General features: G+C 66.6%; 8 protein-coding genes. 4 read left to right on the top strand and 4 right to left on the bottom strand.

Going from position 1 to position 17,461, the window contains the following annotated elements:
* Positions 1–103: 103 nt before the first annotated feature.
* Positions 104–2,482 (top strand): TonB-dependent receptor, encoded by a 2,379-nt coding sequence (locus AC1VXD_RS10010; protein ID WP_482991932.1) that lies wholly within the window; start codon positions 104–106, stop codon positions 2,480–2,482.
* A gap of 7 nt (positions 2,483–2,489) precedes the next feature.
* Positions 2,490–4,601 carry a phosphocholine-specific phospholipase C gene (locus AC1VXD_RS10005; protein ID WP_482991931.1) on the top strand — a complete coding sequence of 704 codons (2,112 nt, stop codon included), beginning with the start codon at positions 2,490–2,492 and terminating at the stop codon, positions 4,599–4,601.
* Positions 4,602–4,692: 91 nt separating this feature from the next.
* Here the strand turns inward: AC1VXD_RS10005 and AC1VXD_RS10000 are convergent, their stop codons facing one another.
* On the bottom strand, positions 4,693–9,360 hold the full coding sequence (locus tag AC1VXD_RS10000; RefSeq protein WP_482991930.1) for an ATP-dependent helicase: 4,668 nt from the start codon (positions 9,358–9,360) through the stop codon (positions 4,693–4,695).
* Positions 9,361–9,470: 110 nt separating this feature from the next.
* On the opposite strand from AC1VXD_RS10000, the gene AC1VXD_RS09995 reads away from it, so the two are divergent.
* Positions 9,471–11,816: a TonB-dependent receptor gene (locus AC1VXD_RS09995; RefSeq protein WP_482991929.1), complete on the top strand. Its 2,346-nt coding sequence runs from the start codon at positions 9,471–9,473 to the stop codon at positions 11,814–11,816.
* Positions 11,817–11,917: 101 nt separating this feature from the next.
* Here the strand turns inward: AC1VXD_RS09995 and AC1VXD_RS09990 are convergent, their stop codons facing one another.
* A complete protein-coding gene (locus tag AC1VXD_RS09990) occupies positions 11,918–12,607 on the bottom strand; it encodes a hypothetical protein (RefSeq protein ID WP_482991928.1) in 690 nt (229 codons plus the stop codon).
* Between the two features lie 300 nt (positions 12,608–12,907).
* Here AC1VXD_RS09990 and AC1VXD_RS09985 point away from each other — a divergent pair, with 300 nt between their 5' ends.
* Positions 12,908–14,101 (top strand): tyrosine-type recombinase/integrase, encoded by a 1,194-nt coding sequence (locus tag AC1VXD_RS09985; RefSeq protein ID WP_482991927.1) that lies wholly within the window; start codon positions 12,908–12,910, stop codon positions 14,099–14,101.
* 9 nt (positions 14,102–14,110) lie between these two features.
* Here the strand turns inward: AC1VXD_RS09985 and AC1VXD_RS09980 are convergent, their stop codons facing one another.
* Together AC1VXD_RS09980 and AC1VXD_RS09975 are read right to left on the bottom strand one after the other, a co-directional pair.
* Entirely contained in the window at positions 14,111–14,617 is a 507-nt protein-coding gene (locus AC1VXD_RS09980) for a hypothetical protein (protein ID WP_482991945.1), read from the bottom strand.
* 96 nt (positions 14,618–14,713) lie between these two features.
* Positions 14,714–17,455 (bottom strand): hypothetical protein, encoded by a 2,742-nt coding sequence (locus AC1VXD_RS09975; protein ID WP_482991926.1) that lies wholly within the window; start codon positions 17,453–17,455, stop codon positions 14,714–14,716.
* Between the last annotated feature and the right edge of the window lie 6 nt (positions 17,456–17,461).

Below are 17,461 nucleotides of genomic sequence, written 5' to 3'. Positions count from 1 at the left end.
GTGTCGGCCATCACACAATACGAACTGTGCATCCATGCGTCACCGCCGTGTCACTGGCGCTGCTGAAACTCCCGGGCTTTCCCTCTCTCAAGGTCCGGTTTCGATGCGAACGATTGCGCGATTTCCCCGTGTTTCGCTGCTTGCCCTGCTGATCGCCCCCGCATCGGACGCCTTGGCCGAAGCACCGCAGGTCGAGGCCGCCGAAACGCGCAGCGCCGACGCACGAACCCTGGACCAGGTGCAGGTGATCGGCCAGGCCACCAGTTACGCAAAAACGTCGGTGCGCACCGAAACACTGAATCGCCAGACCGTGCTGAGCAGCGTCAACGGCGCGCTCAACGAAGTCCCGGGCGTCGTGGTCAGCGAAGCCGATGCCATCGGTTCGTCGGTGTGGGGCACGCAGATCAGCATGCGCGGCTTCATGACCAACCGCGATACGCAGCAGATCGGCACCACCATCGATGGCCTGCCCAATGGCGGCTCGGGCTACGGCGGCGGCTCGATGGCCAACCGCTACATCGACACGCTCGACCTGGAAACGGTGGAGGTCGGCCAAGGCACGGCCGATATCTCCTCGCGTTCGAACGAAGCGCTCGGCGGCACCCTCAACTTCCTCACCAGCGACCCGCTGCATGACAGCCGCCTGCGCTTCGTCGTCGGCGCCGGTGACAACGATGCACGCAAGTACTACGTGCGCTACGACACCGGTGTGCTCGACGGCCACACCCGCGCCTGGGTCAGCGCTTCCTCGGCGCGCGTGAATGACTGGATCGACGGCAGCGGCAAGACCAGCAACGACCATATCGCCGGCAAGTTCATCGCCGAACTGGACCGCTGGACGCTGACCGGCTACCTGTCCTACAACGATGCCGACGAGCCGGAGTACACAAGCGTTTCGCCGCAGGGCTTCGCCACCAACCCGGACCGCGACAATCTCGTCGGCACCCTCACCGGCATTCCCTACCTGGACCAGAACTACCGCTCCGGTTCGCGTGCGCTGCGCGAAAACACCTTCGGCTACCTGCGCGCGGCCTTCGACGGCGGCAACGGCTTCAAGGCATCGATGGCCGCCTATGGCCACCGCATGCAGGGCCGCGGCGACTGGCTGCCGCCCTATCTGGCCGATGTCACCAATGATGGCGCCGGCCGCCCGCAGTCCGAATACCTCGGCGGCAGCACCGTCTACGGCGGCAGCAACCTGGGCCAGATCTACTTCGTGAACCCCGATGGCAGCAGCGCCCAGCCGATTGCCGGCTGCACGCCGCGCGAGGGCTTCGGCGCCGAGTACGATCCCAACTGCTACGCCGGCACGGTACTGGGCGCGCAGTCCTATCGCCACACCCACTACGACAACGACCGCATGGGCGTGACCGCCGATGGCGAATGGCGGCAGACCTTCGGCGGCGTCGACAACACGATCCGCGGCGGCCTGTGGGTGGAGAAGCTGGACCGCTCCGCACGCCGCGACTGGCACCGCCTGCTCAACGTCGGCCAGGACATCGGCTTCGACCACCAGCCGTACTGGGTGCAGTTCGGAGACAAGTACAAAGTGGACGAGCAGATGTACTACGTCGAGGATGTGGCGCGGTTCGGTCCGTTCAGCGCGCGCGTGGGCGTCAAGCAGTTCTTCGTCGAACAGTCGCGCCACCGCGTGATCGGTGCCAGCGAGCACGTGACCTCGGACTCCAAGTCTGATCCGCTGCTGTCCACCGGCTTCACCTGGGCGCCGGGCGTTGAGGGCATGGAACTGTTCGCCGGCTTCTCGCAGAACTTCGCAGCGATTCCTTCAGGCGTGCTCGGCGAAACCGACCCGCAGCGCTTCCGCAACGTTGAGCCGGAAACGGCCGACAACATCGAAGTGGGCATGCGCATCAGCCGCTGGCCGCTGACCGCCTCGGTCACCCTGTACAACATCAAGTTCGACAACCGCATCGTCTACCTGCCGGCCGGCTTCGTCAGCGGCATTGATTACCTGGGCGAGACCGACGGCGTCTACGAGAACTTCGGCGGCGTGGATAGCAACGGCCTGGAAGCTGCCTTCGGCTACGGCTGGGACAACGGCTGGCGGGTCAATGCGGCCTACACCTACAACCGCTCCAGGTACCTGGGCAGCGGCGACGCCGCGCGTGACACCCAGCTGGGCATCGTCGATGGTGCCAAGGTGATCGGCCAGCCCGGGCAGATCCTGGTGCTGTCGGCCGACTGGCAGGGCGAGAACTGGAACTTCGGCCTGTCCGGCCGCTATCTCGGCACCCGCTACCTGGATGCGGCCAACGTCAACAAGCTGCCCTCGGCCACCATCTTCAACGCCAACATCGGCTTCGACCTGCAGGGCCTGTGGCCGCGCCTGAAGGGCATGGGCGCCAACCTGGTGGTGAGCAACCTGACCGACAAGCGCTATCTTGCAGGGGTGGACGGTGCCAACGCGGCCTTCATCGGCGCGCCGCGCACCGTCGGCATCTCCTTCCGCATGGATCTGTGAGGCATTCGTGACTGATATCGGCCGACGCCGGTTGTTGCAGGCCGGCGTCGCCGCCGGCCTGGCACCGCTGCTGCCCAGCATCGCCCGGGCGGCAGCGATCGCCCCGGCTGCGCAGACGCGCAGCCTGCAGGACCTTCAGCACATCGTGGTGTTCATGCAGGAAAACCGCTCGTTCGACCACTACTTCGGCACCCTGCCGGGCGTACGTGGTTTCGGCGACCGCTTCGTCGCCCCCGCTGCGCCGCTGGCCGGCGGGGACGGCCCACGCAGCCTGTGGCTGCAGCCCGATGCCAGCGGTCAGCGCGCGATCGCGCCGTTCCCGCTGGATACGGCTGCGCACTTCGGCTACATGCGCGTGGAAGGCACGCCGCACACCTGGCCCGACGCGCAGCGCGCGTGGGACCACGGCCGCATGGGGCACTGGCCGATGGCCAAGCAGAACCACGCGATGGGCTATTTCCAGCGCGCCGACCTGCCCTTCCAGTTCGCCCTGGCCGAAGCGTTCACCCTCTGCGATGCCTACCACTGCGCCATGCAGGCCGGCACCAACCCGAACCGGGTGTTTCTGTGGACCGGCCACAACGATGCCTTCGCCCGCGCGGGCGGCCCGGTGATCGCCAACTCGCACGACAACTTCCCCGAGCACGGTGGCCATCCGGAGTCGTACCGCTGGGCCAGCTATGTCGAGCGCCTGCAGCAGGCGGGCGTGTCCTGGCAGATCTACCAGGACATGGCCGACAACTTCACCGACAACCCGCTGGCCGGCTTCGAGACCTTCCGCCAGGCCTACAGCGCCGCACCGGACCACGACGCTGCACTTCGCCAGCGCGGGGTCAGCACGCGGGGCCTCGCCCAGCTGCGCCAGGACGCTATTGATGGCCGCCTGCCGCAGGTCAGCTTCATCATCGCCGATGCTGCCGGCAGCGAGCACCCTGGCCCGTCCAGCCCGGCCCAGGGTGCGGCCTACACGGCGCGCGTGCTCGATGCGCTGACCGCCGACCCGGAGGTATGGAGCCGTACCGCGCTGCTGCTGATGTTCGACGAGAACGATGGCTTCTTCGATCACGTTCCGCCGCCAGCACCTCCGTCGGCACGGCCCGATGGCAGCTGGGCGGGTGCATCGTCGGTCAGCACCGATGGCGAGTACCACCAGCACTCGGCACCGGGCGACGAGAAGTACGACGCTGCCGAACTGCGCGGCCGTCCGTATGGCCTGGGCCCGCGCGTACCGCTGTATGTAATCTCGCCCTGGAGCCGTGGCGGCTGGGTCGATTCACAGGTGTACGACCACACCTCGGTGCTGCGCCTGATCGAACGCCGCTTCGGCGTGGCCGCACCGGACATCTCGCCGTGGCGCCGCGCGGTGTGCGGCGACCTGACCAACGCGTTTGATTTCGCCCAGCGCGATACCCGCCCGTTCGTGCGTGGGCTGCCCGATGTGAGCGCCACCGCCGCGCGCGCCGCCGCCCTGCCGGGTCGCACTGTGCCTGCGCTGCCCGAGGGCCTGCAGGCGGCGCGCCAGGAAGCGGGCACGCGCCCGTCGCGTGCATTGCCGTATCGCCCGCAGGCGCAGGTGGACGCGCTTGCTGCGGACGGTGTGACCCTGCAATTGGCCTGCGAAGGCGCCGCCAGCGTGCTGCATGTCTACGACCGCCTGCAGCTGACCGCACTGCCGCGCCGCTACACGGTGCTGCCCGGTGCACCGCTGCAGGACCACTGGGCACTGGATGCGCAGGGCCGCTACGACCTGTGGCTGCTGGGCTCGAACGGCTTCCACCGGCACTTCCGTGGCGGTGACGGTGCGCCGGTGCTGCAGGCCCAGATTGAACAGACCGATGGCCAGCTGCGGTTGCAGCTGCGCAATGCCGGCAGTGCCGCGCAGTCGGTGCGTGTGCATGCCGGCGCCTACGCCGGGCACATGCCGGAGAAGACGCTGACCCTGGCTGCTGGCGCGCTGACCACGCTGGCGTGGGACGCTGTGCCCACCGCCGGCTGGTATGACCTGCACGTGGTGGCCGGTGACAGCGAGCTGCGCCTGGCGGGCCGCGCCGAAGACGGACGCCCCGCCACCAGCGACCCGGCGATGGGTGGCCAGCCGCTGCGCTTCGAGCACGGCTGAACGCTTCTGTAGAGCCGAGCCCGTACCCGGCCCTATAAATGCAGCCAAGCGTGGGCTCGGCTCTACAAGAACGGTCGAGCCCTGCTCTACGTCAGCCGTTCCAGCCCAGCCCGCGCGGTTCATTGCTGAATCCCGCCGCGCGCAGGGCATCGACGGCGGGCCCGCGATGGATGGGCTCGTCGTTGATCCGCTCCAGGGTGAAGGACAATCGCCGCCCACGCCTCAGGCCCACGGCCAGCGCCTGTGCCGCTGGTTCCCAGCGCGTGGCCGCGTCGCCTGCCGTGCCGTCGATCCAGCTGCTCAGCTGGCGGCCGCCCTGCGGCAGATACAGCTGCAGGCGGCCTTCGCCGATCACCACCATCGCACCGGCCCGGCGCACCGGACGCGGCCCGCCGATCGGCCGGGGCCACGGAAGCAGGCTGCCGAACGGATTGGCGGGATCCAGCGCCGATAGGGCAACCCAGCCGCCAGGTCCACGTGTCTGCTCGGCGCTGGCACGCAGGCGGTCGATGTCGTCGCGCTGGGCGAACTGGGCACCGCCCATGCCTTCCACGAAGCGACCGCGCAACAGCTGGCCGGCATCCTCCATGCTGCGCAGCACCGGACGCAGTGCCGGAAATCCACCGGCCACGGCTTCGCTCATCGCTGCGCTGCGGGTGACCACCGTGTAGCGGTCCAGCAGCGCCTCGGTCTGCGCCAGCGCGCGCAGCGTGTCACTGGCCCGCTCCCGCGGCAGCAGCGACCAGCGTCCTGCCAGCGTGGGCCCGGTGCTGCTGGCCAGCTCCAGTCCTGCGGTGTCCGTCGTCAGTGGCACGAAGGCAAAGCCGCGGCGGCGGCGCGACACCGGCGTTGGCCGCGCCCGTGCGGGCCGCGCTCCGCCCAGAGCGCGCAGCGGCGCCCACAGGTCACTGCTGATCTGTCCGCACCAGGCCAGCTGCCACAGCGCCGTCTGGAAATCCTCACCCGCCGTGTCCGCACCGACCAGTCGCGGCTGTACCTGCATCGCCAGTTGCCGGGCAAAGAACGCACCACCGTCGGCCAGCACCTGCAGGATGGCCTGCTGCATCGGTGAGCCGTCGGCCTGCACTGGCGTGACCGGCAGGGTTTCAGCGGCACGCTCGCGCAGGTGCAGCGACACCAGCCCATCGTCATCGCCCAGCCGGCCATGGCCGACCCAGAGCACCGTGCCGGTGGACAGCAGTTCATCCAGCAGCGCCGGCGTGTAGCCGGGCACGCGCGCGGGCAGCACCTGCTGTTCCCACAGCGACGCCGGCAGTGGCAGCCCCGCCAGTTGTTCGATCACCTGCAGCACGCCTTCGCTGTCGCTGGCGCGCGCGGCTCCAGGCAGCACACCCTGCCCCTGCAGCAGCAGACCGACATAGGCCTGCACCGGTACCGGGCGGGTCGCCTCGCGGGCGGCCTGCAGGGAGCGCAGCCGCAGCCGCTGCAGCACCTCCGTGCCCACCCACTCATGGCCTGCACACGGTGAAGCCACCGCGGTGATCTCGTCTGCCGCGCGACGATCCAGGCCGAACCGGCCGCGTACGACCCGGCCCTGTTCCTGCAGCGCGTGCAGGGCAGCATCCACCACCGCCACACCGAGACCGAAACGGGCGGCCACGCTGCCACTGCTGAAAGGCCCATGGCTGCGCGCGTGGCGGCCGAGCAGATCGCCCAGCGGATCCGGCACCGGGGCCAGGAAGACCTCGGCCACGTCTGCAGGCGGGATGATGCCAAGGGCATCGCGCAACCGCGCGGCATCTTCCACCGCCGACCACTGCTGGGCCCCTGCGACGGGAACGCGGATCGCACGACCCGCCGCGTGCAGCGCCTGCAGCCAGGCATCCGCCTGCGCGGGCTCAGTGATGCGCTGCGCGACTTCCTCGGCCGGCAGCGGGCCCAGCTCACGCAGCAGGTCGGCCACACCTTCGTTGCTACGTGCGTGGCGGGCAGGATCCAAACGTTGCAGCTCGCGCTCCACGGTGGCCACCACGGCATCGTCCAGCAGTTCGCCCAGATCCACCTCACCGAGCAGTTCCGCCAGCAGGCCACTGTCCAGCGACAACACCGATGCGCGCCGTTCGGCCAGCGGTACATCGGCTTCGTACATGAACTCGGCGACATAGCCGAACAGCAGGTTCGCCGCGAACGGCGATGGCACGGCCGTATCCACCTCGACCACCTGGACCTGGCCAGCCTGCACGCGCAGCATCAGCGCATCCAGTGCATCCAGGTCGTAGACGTCCTGCAGGCACTCGCGCGCGGTCTCGACCAGAATCGGGAACTCATCGTGGCCACGGGCGATCTCCAGCAACTGCCCCGCACGCAGGCGCTGCTGCCACAGCGGCGAACGCTTGCCCGGCGTGCGCCGCGGCAGCAGCAGCGCGCGCGAGGCGCACTCACGGAAGCGAGCGGCGAACAGCGCGGAACCGGCGACCGAGCGGTGGATGACCTTGCGCAGGTGGGACGCATCGAACAGGAAGAGTTCCGCGCCTGGCGGTGTGCCGCTGCGATCAGGCATGCGGACGATGATGCCGTCATCGCTGGCCACCACGGCCGGATCGATGCCGGCCTGCTGGCGCAGGCGCGCAGCCACTGCCAGCGCCCAGGGATCATGCACACGACGGCCATAGGGCGAATGCAGCATCACCCGCCAGTCGCCGAGTTCATCACGGCAGCGCTCGACGACCAGGCGCAGGTCGGTCGGCAGCACACCGGTGGCCTGCTGCTGTTCGGCCACGAGCGCCAGCATGTTGCCGATCGCGCTTTCATCCAGGCCGCGATCACGCAGCCGGGCAAGCAATGCCGGCGACGGCTCGCCAGCGCCACCGGGGTCGGCTTCGAGTTCCGCCAGGAAGGCACCGGTGGCCTGCCCCAGCTCAGCCGGGCGGCCGATGCCTTCGCCCCGCCAGAACGGCAGCCGCGCCGAGCGCCCCGGCGCTGGCGTCACCACGACCTGGTCGAGGGTGATCTGGTCGATGCGCCAGGACGTGGCGCCGAGGGTGATCACATCATTCACCCGCGACTCGTGGACCATCTCTTCATCCAGCTCGCCGACACGGCGCGATCCCGCCTGTTCTTCACCTTCAGGCAGGACAACGGCATACATGCCGCGGTCGGGAATGGTGCCGGCGCTGGTCACTGCCAGCTGGCGAGCGCCAGGACGTGCGGTCAACGTGCCTGTCTTCCGGTTCCATACAAGCCGCGGGCGGAAACCGGCGAACTCATCGGACGGATAGCGCCCGGCCAGCATGTCCAGCACCGCGTCGAAAGCACTGCGTGGCAGCGTGCGGTACGGCGCAGCCCGGCGCACACGCGCGAACCAGACCTCGGCATCGAGTGGTTCCATCGCTACCGCAGCCACGGTCTGCTGGGCCAGCACATCGAGCGGATTGCGCGGCGGATCGAGGGCTTCGATGCGTCCATCCAGCATGCTGTCCACCACCACCGCAGCATCGACCAGATCACGCCGCGTACGCGGATACAGCAGGCCGCGCGACAGGCCGCCCACCTGGTGACCAGCTCGGCCCACCCGCTGCAGCGCACTGGACACCGACGGCGGCGCCGCGACCTGGATCACCAGGTCCACCAGGCCCATGTCGATGCCCAGCTCAAGACTGGAGGTGGCGACCACGCAACGCAGTTCGCCGGACTTCAGCGCGTGCTCGATGGCAGCGCGCTGTTCCTTGGACACCGAACCATGGTGCGAGCGGGCGACCACCGAGGCCGGCGTGGTGACACGGTTCACCGTGCTGCCGGTGAACGATCCATAGGCCGCTGTACCCGCAGTATCCGCTTCGTCCGCAGGCTCGACGCCCGTGCGCTCGGCATGCAGCTCGTTGAGTCGCGCGGTGAGCCGTTCCGCCACGCCACGCGAATTGGCAAACACAATCGTGGAGCGATGCCGCATCACGTTGTCGAGAATGCTGGATTCCACATGCGGCCAGATCGAACCGGTGCGCGTGCCGGCCCCGCGCCCTTCCGCCGGACCGTGCACGACCAGGTCGGTCATGTCCTCCACCGGTACCACGACCTTCAGTTCCAGCTGCCGCTGCGAGGGCGGCTGCACCACCTGCACCGGGCGATCACCGCCGAGGAAGGCCGCAACGCCCTCGATCGGGCGGACCGTGGCCGACAGGCCGATGCGCTGCGCAGGCACCTGCAGCAGCGCGTCGAGCCGCTCCAGGCTCAGCGCCAGCTGCGAGCCACGCTTGCCGCCTGCCACCGCATGGATCTCATCGAGGATCACTGTATGCACATCGCGCAGGATCTCCCGCGCCTGCGAGGTCAGCATCAGGTACAGCGACTCGGGCGTGGTGATCAGGATGTCCGGCGGGCGCCGCACCAGGCGTGCGCGGTCACTGCTGCTGGTATCGCCGGTGCGCATCGCCACGGTCAGCGCAACGGCCGGATCCCCACGTTCGCTGCGCCGCGCACTGATGCCCTGCAGCGGCACCTGCACGTTGCGCTGCACATCGCTGCCCAGCGCCTTGATCGGCGACAGGTACAGCACGCGCGTGCGCGCCACGGGCTTGGCCGCCGGGTCGCGGCGTGCGTCGCCATCGCGCTCGGCGAACACCTGGTCGATCGCATGCAGAAACGCAGCCAGCGTCTTGCCCGATCCGGTTGGAGCCACCACCAGGGTGTGCTGGCCCGCTGCGATCGACGCCCACGCCTGGTCCTGCACCGGCGTCGATGCGGCGAACGCGGAACGGAACCAGTCACGGGTGGCGGGATGGAAGTGCTGCAGAGAATCCAAGGCAGGGCCGGTCGCCATCGATGATGGCTTCGATGATACGTCGAAGAAATCGTTTGTCGCCACGAATGGTTACGTTATAACATTTCATCTCATTTTTTACGGAGCATGTCATGCGTCGCCACCTGCTGGCTGCAGCCATCCCCCTCGCTCTTCAGTCCGTGGCCGTCCATTCCGCCCGGGCGGCGGACGCACCCACCCTGCCCACCCTGCAGGTGGAGGCCAGCCAGCCCTCGCGCATCGACAGCCCGGTCACCGTCGACAATACACAGGCACAGAACCGCACCCTCGGCAGCCTGCTCGAGCATGTCTCCGGCGTGCAGAACAGCGCCTTCGGGCCCAACGCCGGCGCGCCGGTCATCCGCAGCCTCAGCGGCAACCGCGTGCAGATCCTGCAGGACGGCCAGTCCATCCTCGGCATGAACGCGATCAGCGGCGACATCAACATTCCGTTCGACCCGCTGTTCGTGCGCAGCGTCACCGTCAACAAGTCATCGGACACGGTGCGCTACGGCGGCAACGCCATCGGCGGCAGCGTCGAGGTCGATTCCGCACTGATTTCGCGCACGATGGAAGACAAGGATCAGTCGATGGAACTGGTGCTGCGGAAGGGCTTCAACGCGGCCGATGCGCAGGGCTTCCGCATGAATTTCAACAACCAGCGCAACGTCTCCACCAACCTGCAGGTCTCGCGGCAGCGCATCTCGCACTACGACATTCCCGGCAACAGCAAGGCGGCGGCCTGCAACACGCAGTTGTTCCCGGCCGCCGGCGGCGTCAACTCGGCACTGGCCGATGCCTGCCAGAAGGATGCCCGGGTGCAGCAGGTCTACAACAAGGCCTCGCAGCCCTACATCGACCAGTTCATGACCGAGAACCCGGACTGGGCCGATGGCGAGTTCTCCTTCTACACCAACAGCCCGACCTCGGTGTGGAAGCGCCAGACCTACGTCAATCCGGTCAATCCAGACTACGTCGCCGGCACGCCGTCCTACGTGCAGAAGCGGATCAACAACGACGTCACCCCGGACTACCACCACCGTCTGGGCAACAGCTACTCACGCAGTTCGCAGGTGGCACTCGGCTCGACCCTGTTCTTCGACCGCGGCTACGTGGGTGTCAGCGTTGATGCCAAGGACAGCGAGTACGGCGTGCCGGGCTTTTCGATGCAGAACCTGTCCTTCGGTTCCAACTACGCCGACGGCCTGCCGGTGGGCGTGGTCATCAAGCAGGAGCGCTATGCGCTGGAAGCCCTGCTGCGCGACCCGGTGCCGGGCATCGAGCGCGCCGAGCTGCGCGTCTCGCAGCTGGACAACACCTCGGGCGAACGGCTGGGTACCAGAAAGGCCAACGATTACGACTTTGAAAGCACCCAGGCCGAACTGCTGCTGGCCCATCGCCGCGTAGGCCCGCTGAGCGGCCTGCTTGGCCTCAGCCAGCAGTCGCGCGAGGTCACCGGCAGCGGGTCGCTGCGCTACCTGCCCAACGTCGATACGCGCAACCAGGCGGTGTTCCTGAAGGAAACACTGGACTTCGACTGGGCCTCCTTCGATGCCGGCGTGCGCCACGAACGCGTGGGCCACACATTGCGGCCGAGCAGTTTCAAGACCGCGCGCAATTCCGCCAACACCACGATGCAGGACCGCGACTTCCGGCTCAACAGCTACAGCATCGGCGCCTACGTTGAACTCGGCCCGCTGTTCGCCACCAAGCTGCGTTACTCCTCATCGCAGCGCGCACCGGGGATCAATGAGCTCTACGCCAGCAATGCGCATTACTCGGTGATGACCCAGGAGGAAGGCAACCAGAATCTGGAGCCGGAACGTGCGAGGAACCTCGAGCTGACCGGGCAGGTCCACAAGGGCGGCTTCCAGCTGTCGGCCACCGCCTACCGCATGCGCTACGAGAACTACCTGTACCTGGGCTACTCCGGCCTGCAGACCGCCAACCGCCTGCCGCTGAAGTACTGGAAGCAGACCGACACCACGGTGAAGGGTTTCGAGATCGATGCCTCGCAGTCACTGGCGCTCGGTCGCTTCGGCAGCCTGGAGCTGTCCGCCTTTGCCGACCTGGTGAAGAACAAGGCCGACCATCCCGATGCGCTGCGTGCCCATAACGATGGCGAGTACCTGCCCAATATGCCGACCAACCGCTACGGTGCCACCGTGCAATGGCAGCGCGAGGGCTGGAAGGCGCAACTGTCGGGCACCTGCTACGCCACGCAGAAGTACCTCGGCCGCAACGTCAGCGAGGAAGTGCCACTGGATGCGTTCACCCTGGTCGACCTGCAGCTGAGCCGGGAGATTCCCCTGCGCACGACCGCCGTGGCCGGCATGGAGGTCTTCATCAATGGCAGCAACCTGCTCAATGAAGAGGCGCGCCCGCACAACTCGCCGCTCAAATACATCGCGCCACTGCCGGGGCGTGGCTTCCAGGTGGGGGTGAGTGTGCGGCTCTGAGGTAGATCCGCGGTACGGCGCCTGCGGAAGTTGCTCTGCAGGCACCCGCTCCAGCACACACCTGTTGGATGCAATGGCACCCAAGGGCGATGCCATCACGATCATGTTCCCGCAGCGGGCATCGGCACGAATGCACCCGCCCTGTACGCAAACTGGGCCTGGGCCAACTGGGGCCAATCGATGTAGTCGCTCCCCGGAACGCCTGTCCATGCCTGATGAACGCACGGCAGGCCCGCTATCGCCAGAAGCAACCACGGGGCCCAGGGCTGCCATTGCGCAAGAAGCGCGGTGCCGGAACCGGCAAGGCACCAATCAATCACCAGCAAGGCAACGCACGCCCAGCCCGCTGCTACCGTAGCAAGCCATCTCTCCGTCTCCTCCGCGCGTTCCGCGAGTTGCTTCACCACCGATCCCGGGCGCTCGGCATCGGCTCGTCCCGCAAGCGCCTTCTCAGCCTCCATGCACGTGACATAGCGCTGCGGGTCCGGATTCTGCGGAAAGGCAGACACATCCAGCCACCGGTGGAGCATAGGCACCACCCACGCCAGCACGACCGTCGCGACGGAGAAGACCGTTCCAGCGCCCACCGTCATCGTCAGACTGTAAGCGAGCACCAGCAGTACCCAGAAGCCGGGGCGACTTACCTTGCTCCACTCGACATTCCAAAGGTTGGAGCCTGTGGTTGCCACCACTGCGACATCCAGCAGGGCAGCGAACGCCAGCAACGCCAGCGCCACGCGAAAGTCGCGAATTTTTTCCAGCAGATGCACGTTGTCGACGGTGAAACCCATGACAGCGGTTCCTGAGGGAGGTCCGCGTAGTATCCGTCCGCGATATCTCAGCAGCTGCGACTGATCGCCAAGTAGCCGCCCATGCCGCACATAACGAAAAACGCCCGCAGATTCGACATCTGCGGGCGCTTTCTTGTATCTGGCGGAGCGAGAGTCCGAATTTAGGGAGTTCCCTAGCCTTCGTGCGCCTTCGTGGAACCAGTCTCACCTATTGCGCCAGCTACGTTTCACAATCCGGACTGGTTCGCACGCCTTCGCGGGAATCCGCGTCACATGGGCGGGTACATGGATGGGTAGGAAATGGGTTTGAAGATCAACCGTCTGACGGCGAGACGGGTAGCTACGGTGACCGAGTCTGGCTATCACGCAGACGGCGGCGGCCTGTACCTACAGGTTACCGCGTCAGGAGCAAAGAGCTGGGTGTTCCGGTATCGCTTTGAGGGGAGGCGCCCAGAAATGGGACTTGGGCCGCTACATGTGGTCGGCTTGGCCGATGCGCGGGTGGCGGCGGATGCCGCGAGGAAGTTGATTCAGGCTGGCCAGGATCCGCTCGCCGGGAGGCGTGCGGCAGCTGTGGCCACGTCCTCCATCCCGACCTTCTGGGAGGCGGCTGTGGCCTACATCGCCGAGCGGCAAGCTGGCTGGACCAACCCGAAGCACGCCGGGCAGTGGACGAGCACACTGGAGACTTACGCCAAGCCGGTGCTGGGTGACCTTCGGGTCGATCGCATCGAAACCGATCACGTCCTGGCCGTACTGAGGCCGATCTGGGCGAGCAAGACAGAGACGGCCAGCCGCGTGCGCCAGCGGGTGGAAGCCGTACTGGACTCGGCCACCGTCCAGAAGAAGCGCACGGGCGATAACCCTGCCCGCTGGCGGGGGCACCTGGCCGTGATCCTTCCAAAGCCCACCGCAGTCACGAAGGTCGAAAACTTCGCTGCCCTACCGTACGCCGAGCTTCCCAGCTTTATGACCGCGCTCAAATCCCGCCATGGCGAGGCAGCGCGCGCCTTGGAGTTCACGATCTACACTGCAGCCCGGACCGGGATGACACTCGGAGCGGCTCCCGCGGAGGTGGATCTTGCGGCCGGCACCTGGACAGTCCCATGGGACAGGATGAAGGGCAAGGTGGAGCACACCATTCCCCTTTCGACGCCGGCATTGGCACTGGCGCGGCACCGTATGGACCGGCGTCTACTGTTCCCCAACGACCTTACATCCGACCCGCTGAGCGAGAACGCCATGCTGGCTCTGCTGAAACGCATGGGGTTTGGCCACATCACCGTCCACGGGTTCAGGTCGACGTTCAAAGACTGGGCCAGCGAAACCACCGACTATCCCGATGACCTGTCGGAGGCCGCCTTGGCTCACAAAATTCGGGACAAAGCAAAGGCGGCCTACAAGCGAGGCACGATGCTGGAAAAGCGGCGGGTGATGATGCAGAGCTGGGCGACCTACTGCCTGACCGGCGAGGGGCCAAAGAAGGAGGCCTGACCGAGGAAATCAGACGCGAACGGGTGGCTCCCAACCGCGGCGCAGCCGCCCCTTCCTCGGATCCTTCGCCCTGGGCTTAGTCTCCGCCGGGGGCCGGACCGGCTGGAGCGCCGCCATCACCCGGGCGGACGCAGCCGAAGCCGCCTCGTCCAATCGTTGGGCCTGCTGATGTTGCTCGCGGGTCGGGGGCAGTGCCGGTAGCGGTTCCGCCGGCATGATGGGCCGGCTATCGGTCAGCCGGGCAACGGCCTCGCGCAGTGGCACGCCGGGGTAGAGCCTGGCCGCGCACCAGCGCTCGGCGAACCGCCTGCCCTGGCGCACACTGGCCACCCGCGTCTGCTTCACCTGCCACATCTTCTGGCCCTGCATCCACAGGCGCAGCCCCGGCTTGCCATCAGGCACAAGGCTGGCCGTCTCCCGGCCGTTGTACCAAAGAGACCAGCGCTCGCCCGACTGCACCCACCCCGAGGGGATAGGTGCAACGCGGAAACCCTGGTAGTTGGAGGACGGGAGCATGCCGGGGAGCATACGGCTGCCCGTCGCATATCCTGCGAACGCGACGGACACGTGGCTGAACGATTGTGCTGAGGCTGAGCGATTCCTCAGTTGCCGTCAGGTAACTGTCGTTGCATTGCGCACAGTCACGCCCGGACCCTTCGGCGTGCCAGTGCCAACGTGCTTGCAATCGTAGATGGTCATCTGCTCGTAGGCATTTCCGGTGCAGTCGTACACCCTGAAGTCCACCGCCTCTGCGAAGCAGCTCTGGGCCGGATTGCCCCTGATCCCGCCAGCGTCGCCGATGGAGACACCGCCAAGGACCAGCACGCGGGTATCAACCCCGTTGTCCGTAGGTGCATTGGTGGCCTCCACCGCACACTTTCCGTTGCCCCTCGACTGCACGTTGCCATAGACCGCATCGCAGCCGTTCGCAACGGCGATGCCCGAGTTGCCGTTGAACTCGACATAGCTGCGCGCGATCCGCACTGTGCCGTACTCGTGAGTGGACTCACCCTCGTCACGGCAATCGTGGCCGTAGAAGTCCTGCCCCACACATACGGCCCAGCTGTGACCGTTCAGACCATCGCCGATGGTTCCAGATTGGTCACCAGCACCCCCGACCTCCAGCGTGCCAAAGCTCTGGTAACCGGCGTAGTCGACGCAGTTCTCCACGGCGCCGTACACGAACACTTCGTCCAGGTGCGAACGAAGGAACGGGCGCAGGTTGATGCCGCCGTAGTGGATCTCCAAGCCGACCACATCAAGCTTGCCCGCCGTTCCGATGTTCGCAGTCGGAACCACGCCCGCGCCCGAAACGTAGATGTCGGCAGCGGTGCCATCCCCGCCGGCTGCAACGGTGAAATACAGCACTCCGTCCTGGTAATAGCAGCGGGGATCGGCAGCCGCATCCAGCTCAGCGAGCGCTGCCTCGATGCTGCTGGTGTCGGTGGCTTTCACGATCTTGGTGTTGGGCAGCCTGTTCGTCCTGCCACGGTGCCACGGCTTACGATCAGCAGCGGCGATCGACGTCCTGGCATCGGCAACGCCACCCTGCCAAACCCAGTTGAGCGAAGCCAAAACCAGCCCGGGCACTGTTGCTTGGTAGACCTTCCCGCGTCCGGCGGTCTTGGTGATGCCGGTCAGCTTGTTCACGCAGCGGACCAACGGGACGGCACCAGCAGACCACAGCCCCAGGACCTGAACGTCCTTCACGATGGCCGGGTTGATCTTGAACGACGGCCCGTAGGTTCCGGGGAGCACGACGACCGTTCCGACACCACCGAGAGCTGCGATGGCTGCATTCGGTGTAGCGAAAGGCAGCAGGCGCGTGCCCGCGTTTCCATCGCTGCCCGCCGGGCCCACGAACACCAACCCGCCATTCGGGTTGGCCGGGATGCCGCTGTAGGGCCGGTAAAGCGAAGAGTCTCCACTGGCCAAAACCACATCAGCCCACCAGGCAGACGACCCGCTGCCCGCGCTGCCACCGCTGATATACAGCTCCACCACAGTGCAATCCGGATGAATGGTGACGTTGTCCTGCGAGACTCGCAGCGGCAAGCCGTTGTTGTTGGCCGGCTGCAGGGTCACGCGGGTTCCGGCGATCTCGGCACCAGCATTGCGCTGCATCACCATCAGTCGTCTGGCCGACGTATTGGTCGCATCGACCAGCGTTCCAGCAACGGAGAAAGTGCCGCCGAAGCGGTCGCGTGGGATCTGCAGTCTCCATTCGGCGCCGCTGGTACGGTCCACGCGGACCGCACTGTAGCCGTTGCGGACTTCAGGCACGCGCACAGCGTCACCGGCACCCAGCGCTACAGTCTTCGCCCAGTTGTTGTCGATCAGGTTGGGAGCGCTGAAAGTGAGGTCTACCGCCCTGTTCAGGGTGGCCAGAGCTGCCTGCTTCGCGTAGGTGACGGATGGTCGAAAGTCGGGGTTGAGTCCTTTCGCAACCAGAATATCGGTGAACGACAGCGCGTTCGTCGATCCGGCATTGAGAACCGCGACCTCGATGAACGCTGCAGAGGCGTCAACTACAAAGCCTGGGATTTGAGCAACGTACTCCTGCCCAGCGGCGAGCCCAGGAATCGCGGCCTCCAGGCGATTGATCTCCGCGAAAGCGGCGGTCAAATTCTTCACGATCAGGCGAGCGCTAGCACCAGAACCCTGCCGATCAAAAACCCGAATGGCTGCGCTCACCTTGTCGCCTGCCACCACGCCGAGATAGGCCAAGGGAATCCGCCAGTAGCGCTGGGCGCTGGCCACAGCGATCCTGACTGAGGGCCTGCCTTGCGGGTCGACTACGGCGGTGGCGCCGCCAACAGTACCGCCGAAGATGCCATCGTTGGAACTTTCACCTGCCCCGGATACGAGCCGCGCGTAAAACGAGTCAAGGAACAGATTGGGGCTGCGCTCGATATCGGTGATGCCTTCCGTCCTGGCTCGCTGCAGTGCCACCGTCGTGAGATCCGCCTTCTGGCTGAGAACGTCAGCGCTGCGGAACTGCAGCCCAGCAGTAACCATCACGTACCGGCCGCTGTTGGGCACGCTGCCCCCCGATACGGGATCGGTGTGCGTGCCGGTATCCCCGATCACCGCCACCTGGCGGTTCTGTGGGATCTGCCCTGCCCCGGCCGCAGCGCTGGCCGCGGCCCAAGTCGGAAACTCGATGGTACTGCCGGCTGCAATGAACTGGTCAAAAGCAACTTTAAAGCCCGCCCAGCTCTGTCTGATGACACCCAGGCGATCGGTCCAGCTCAGGCCAGTACCGTTGATGGCAGCATCGAGGTTTTCGGCGTTGTCGTACAAATCCAGGGGCGAGTTCGAGCCCACCGGGTTGCCGGTGTTGAATTTGGTCATCTGGGT

Source organism: Stenotrophomonas sp. STEN054, from assembly GCF_056854535.1.
Note: the sequence above shows the minus strand (reverse complement) of the source record. Positions and strands in the feature narration are given on the sequence as shown.

What these genes read in the sequence shown, in the direction of transcription:
- AC1VXD_RS09975 (WP_482991926.1), bottom strand. Translation starts at nt 17,455, where the DNA reads ATGACCAAATTCAACACCGGCAACCCGGTGGGCTCGAACTCGCCCCTG.
- AC1VXD_RS09985 (WP_482991927.1), top strand. Translation starts at nt 12,908, where the DNA reads ATGGGTTTGAAGATCAACCGTCTGACGGCGAGACGGGTAGCTACGGTG.
- AC1VXD_RS09990 (WP_482991928.1), bottom strand. Translation starts at nt 12,607, where the DNA reads ATGGGTTTCACCGTCGACAACGTGCATCTGCTGGAAAAAATTCGCGAC.
- AC1VXD_RS09980 (WP_482991945.1), bottom strand. Translation starts at nt 14,617, where the DNA reads ATGCTCCCGTCCTCCAACTACCAGGGTTTCCGCGTTGCACCTATCCCC.
- AC1VXD_RS09995 (WP_482991929.1), top strand. Translation starts at nt 9,471, where the DNA reads ATGCGTCGCCACCTGCTGGCTGCAGCCATCCCCCTCGCTCTTCAGTCC.
- AC1VXD_RS10010 (WP_482991932.1), top strand. Translation starts at nt 104, where the DNA reads ATGCGAACGATTGCGCGATTTCCCCGTGTTTCGCTGCTTGCCCTGCTG.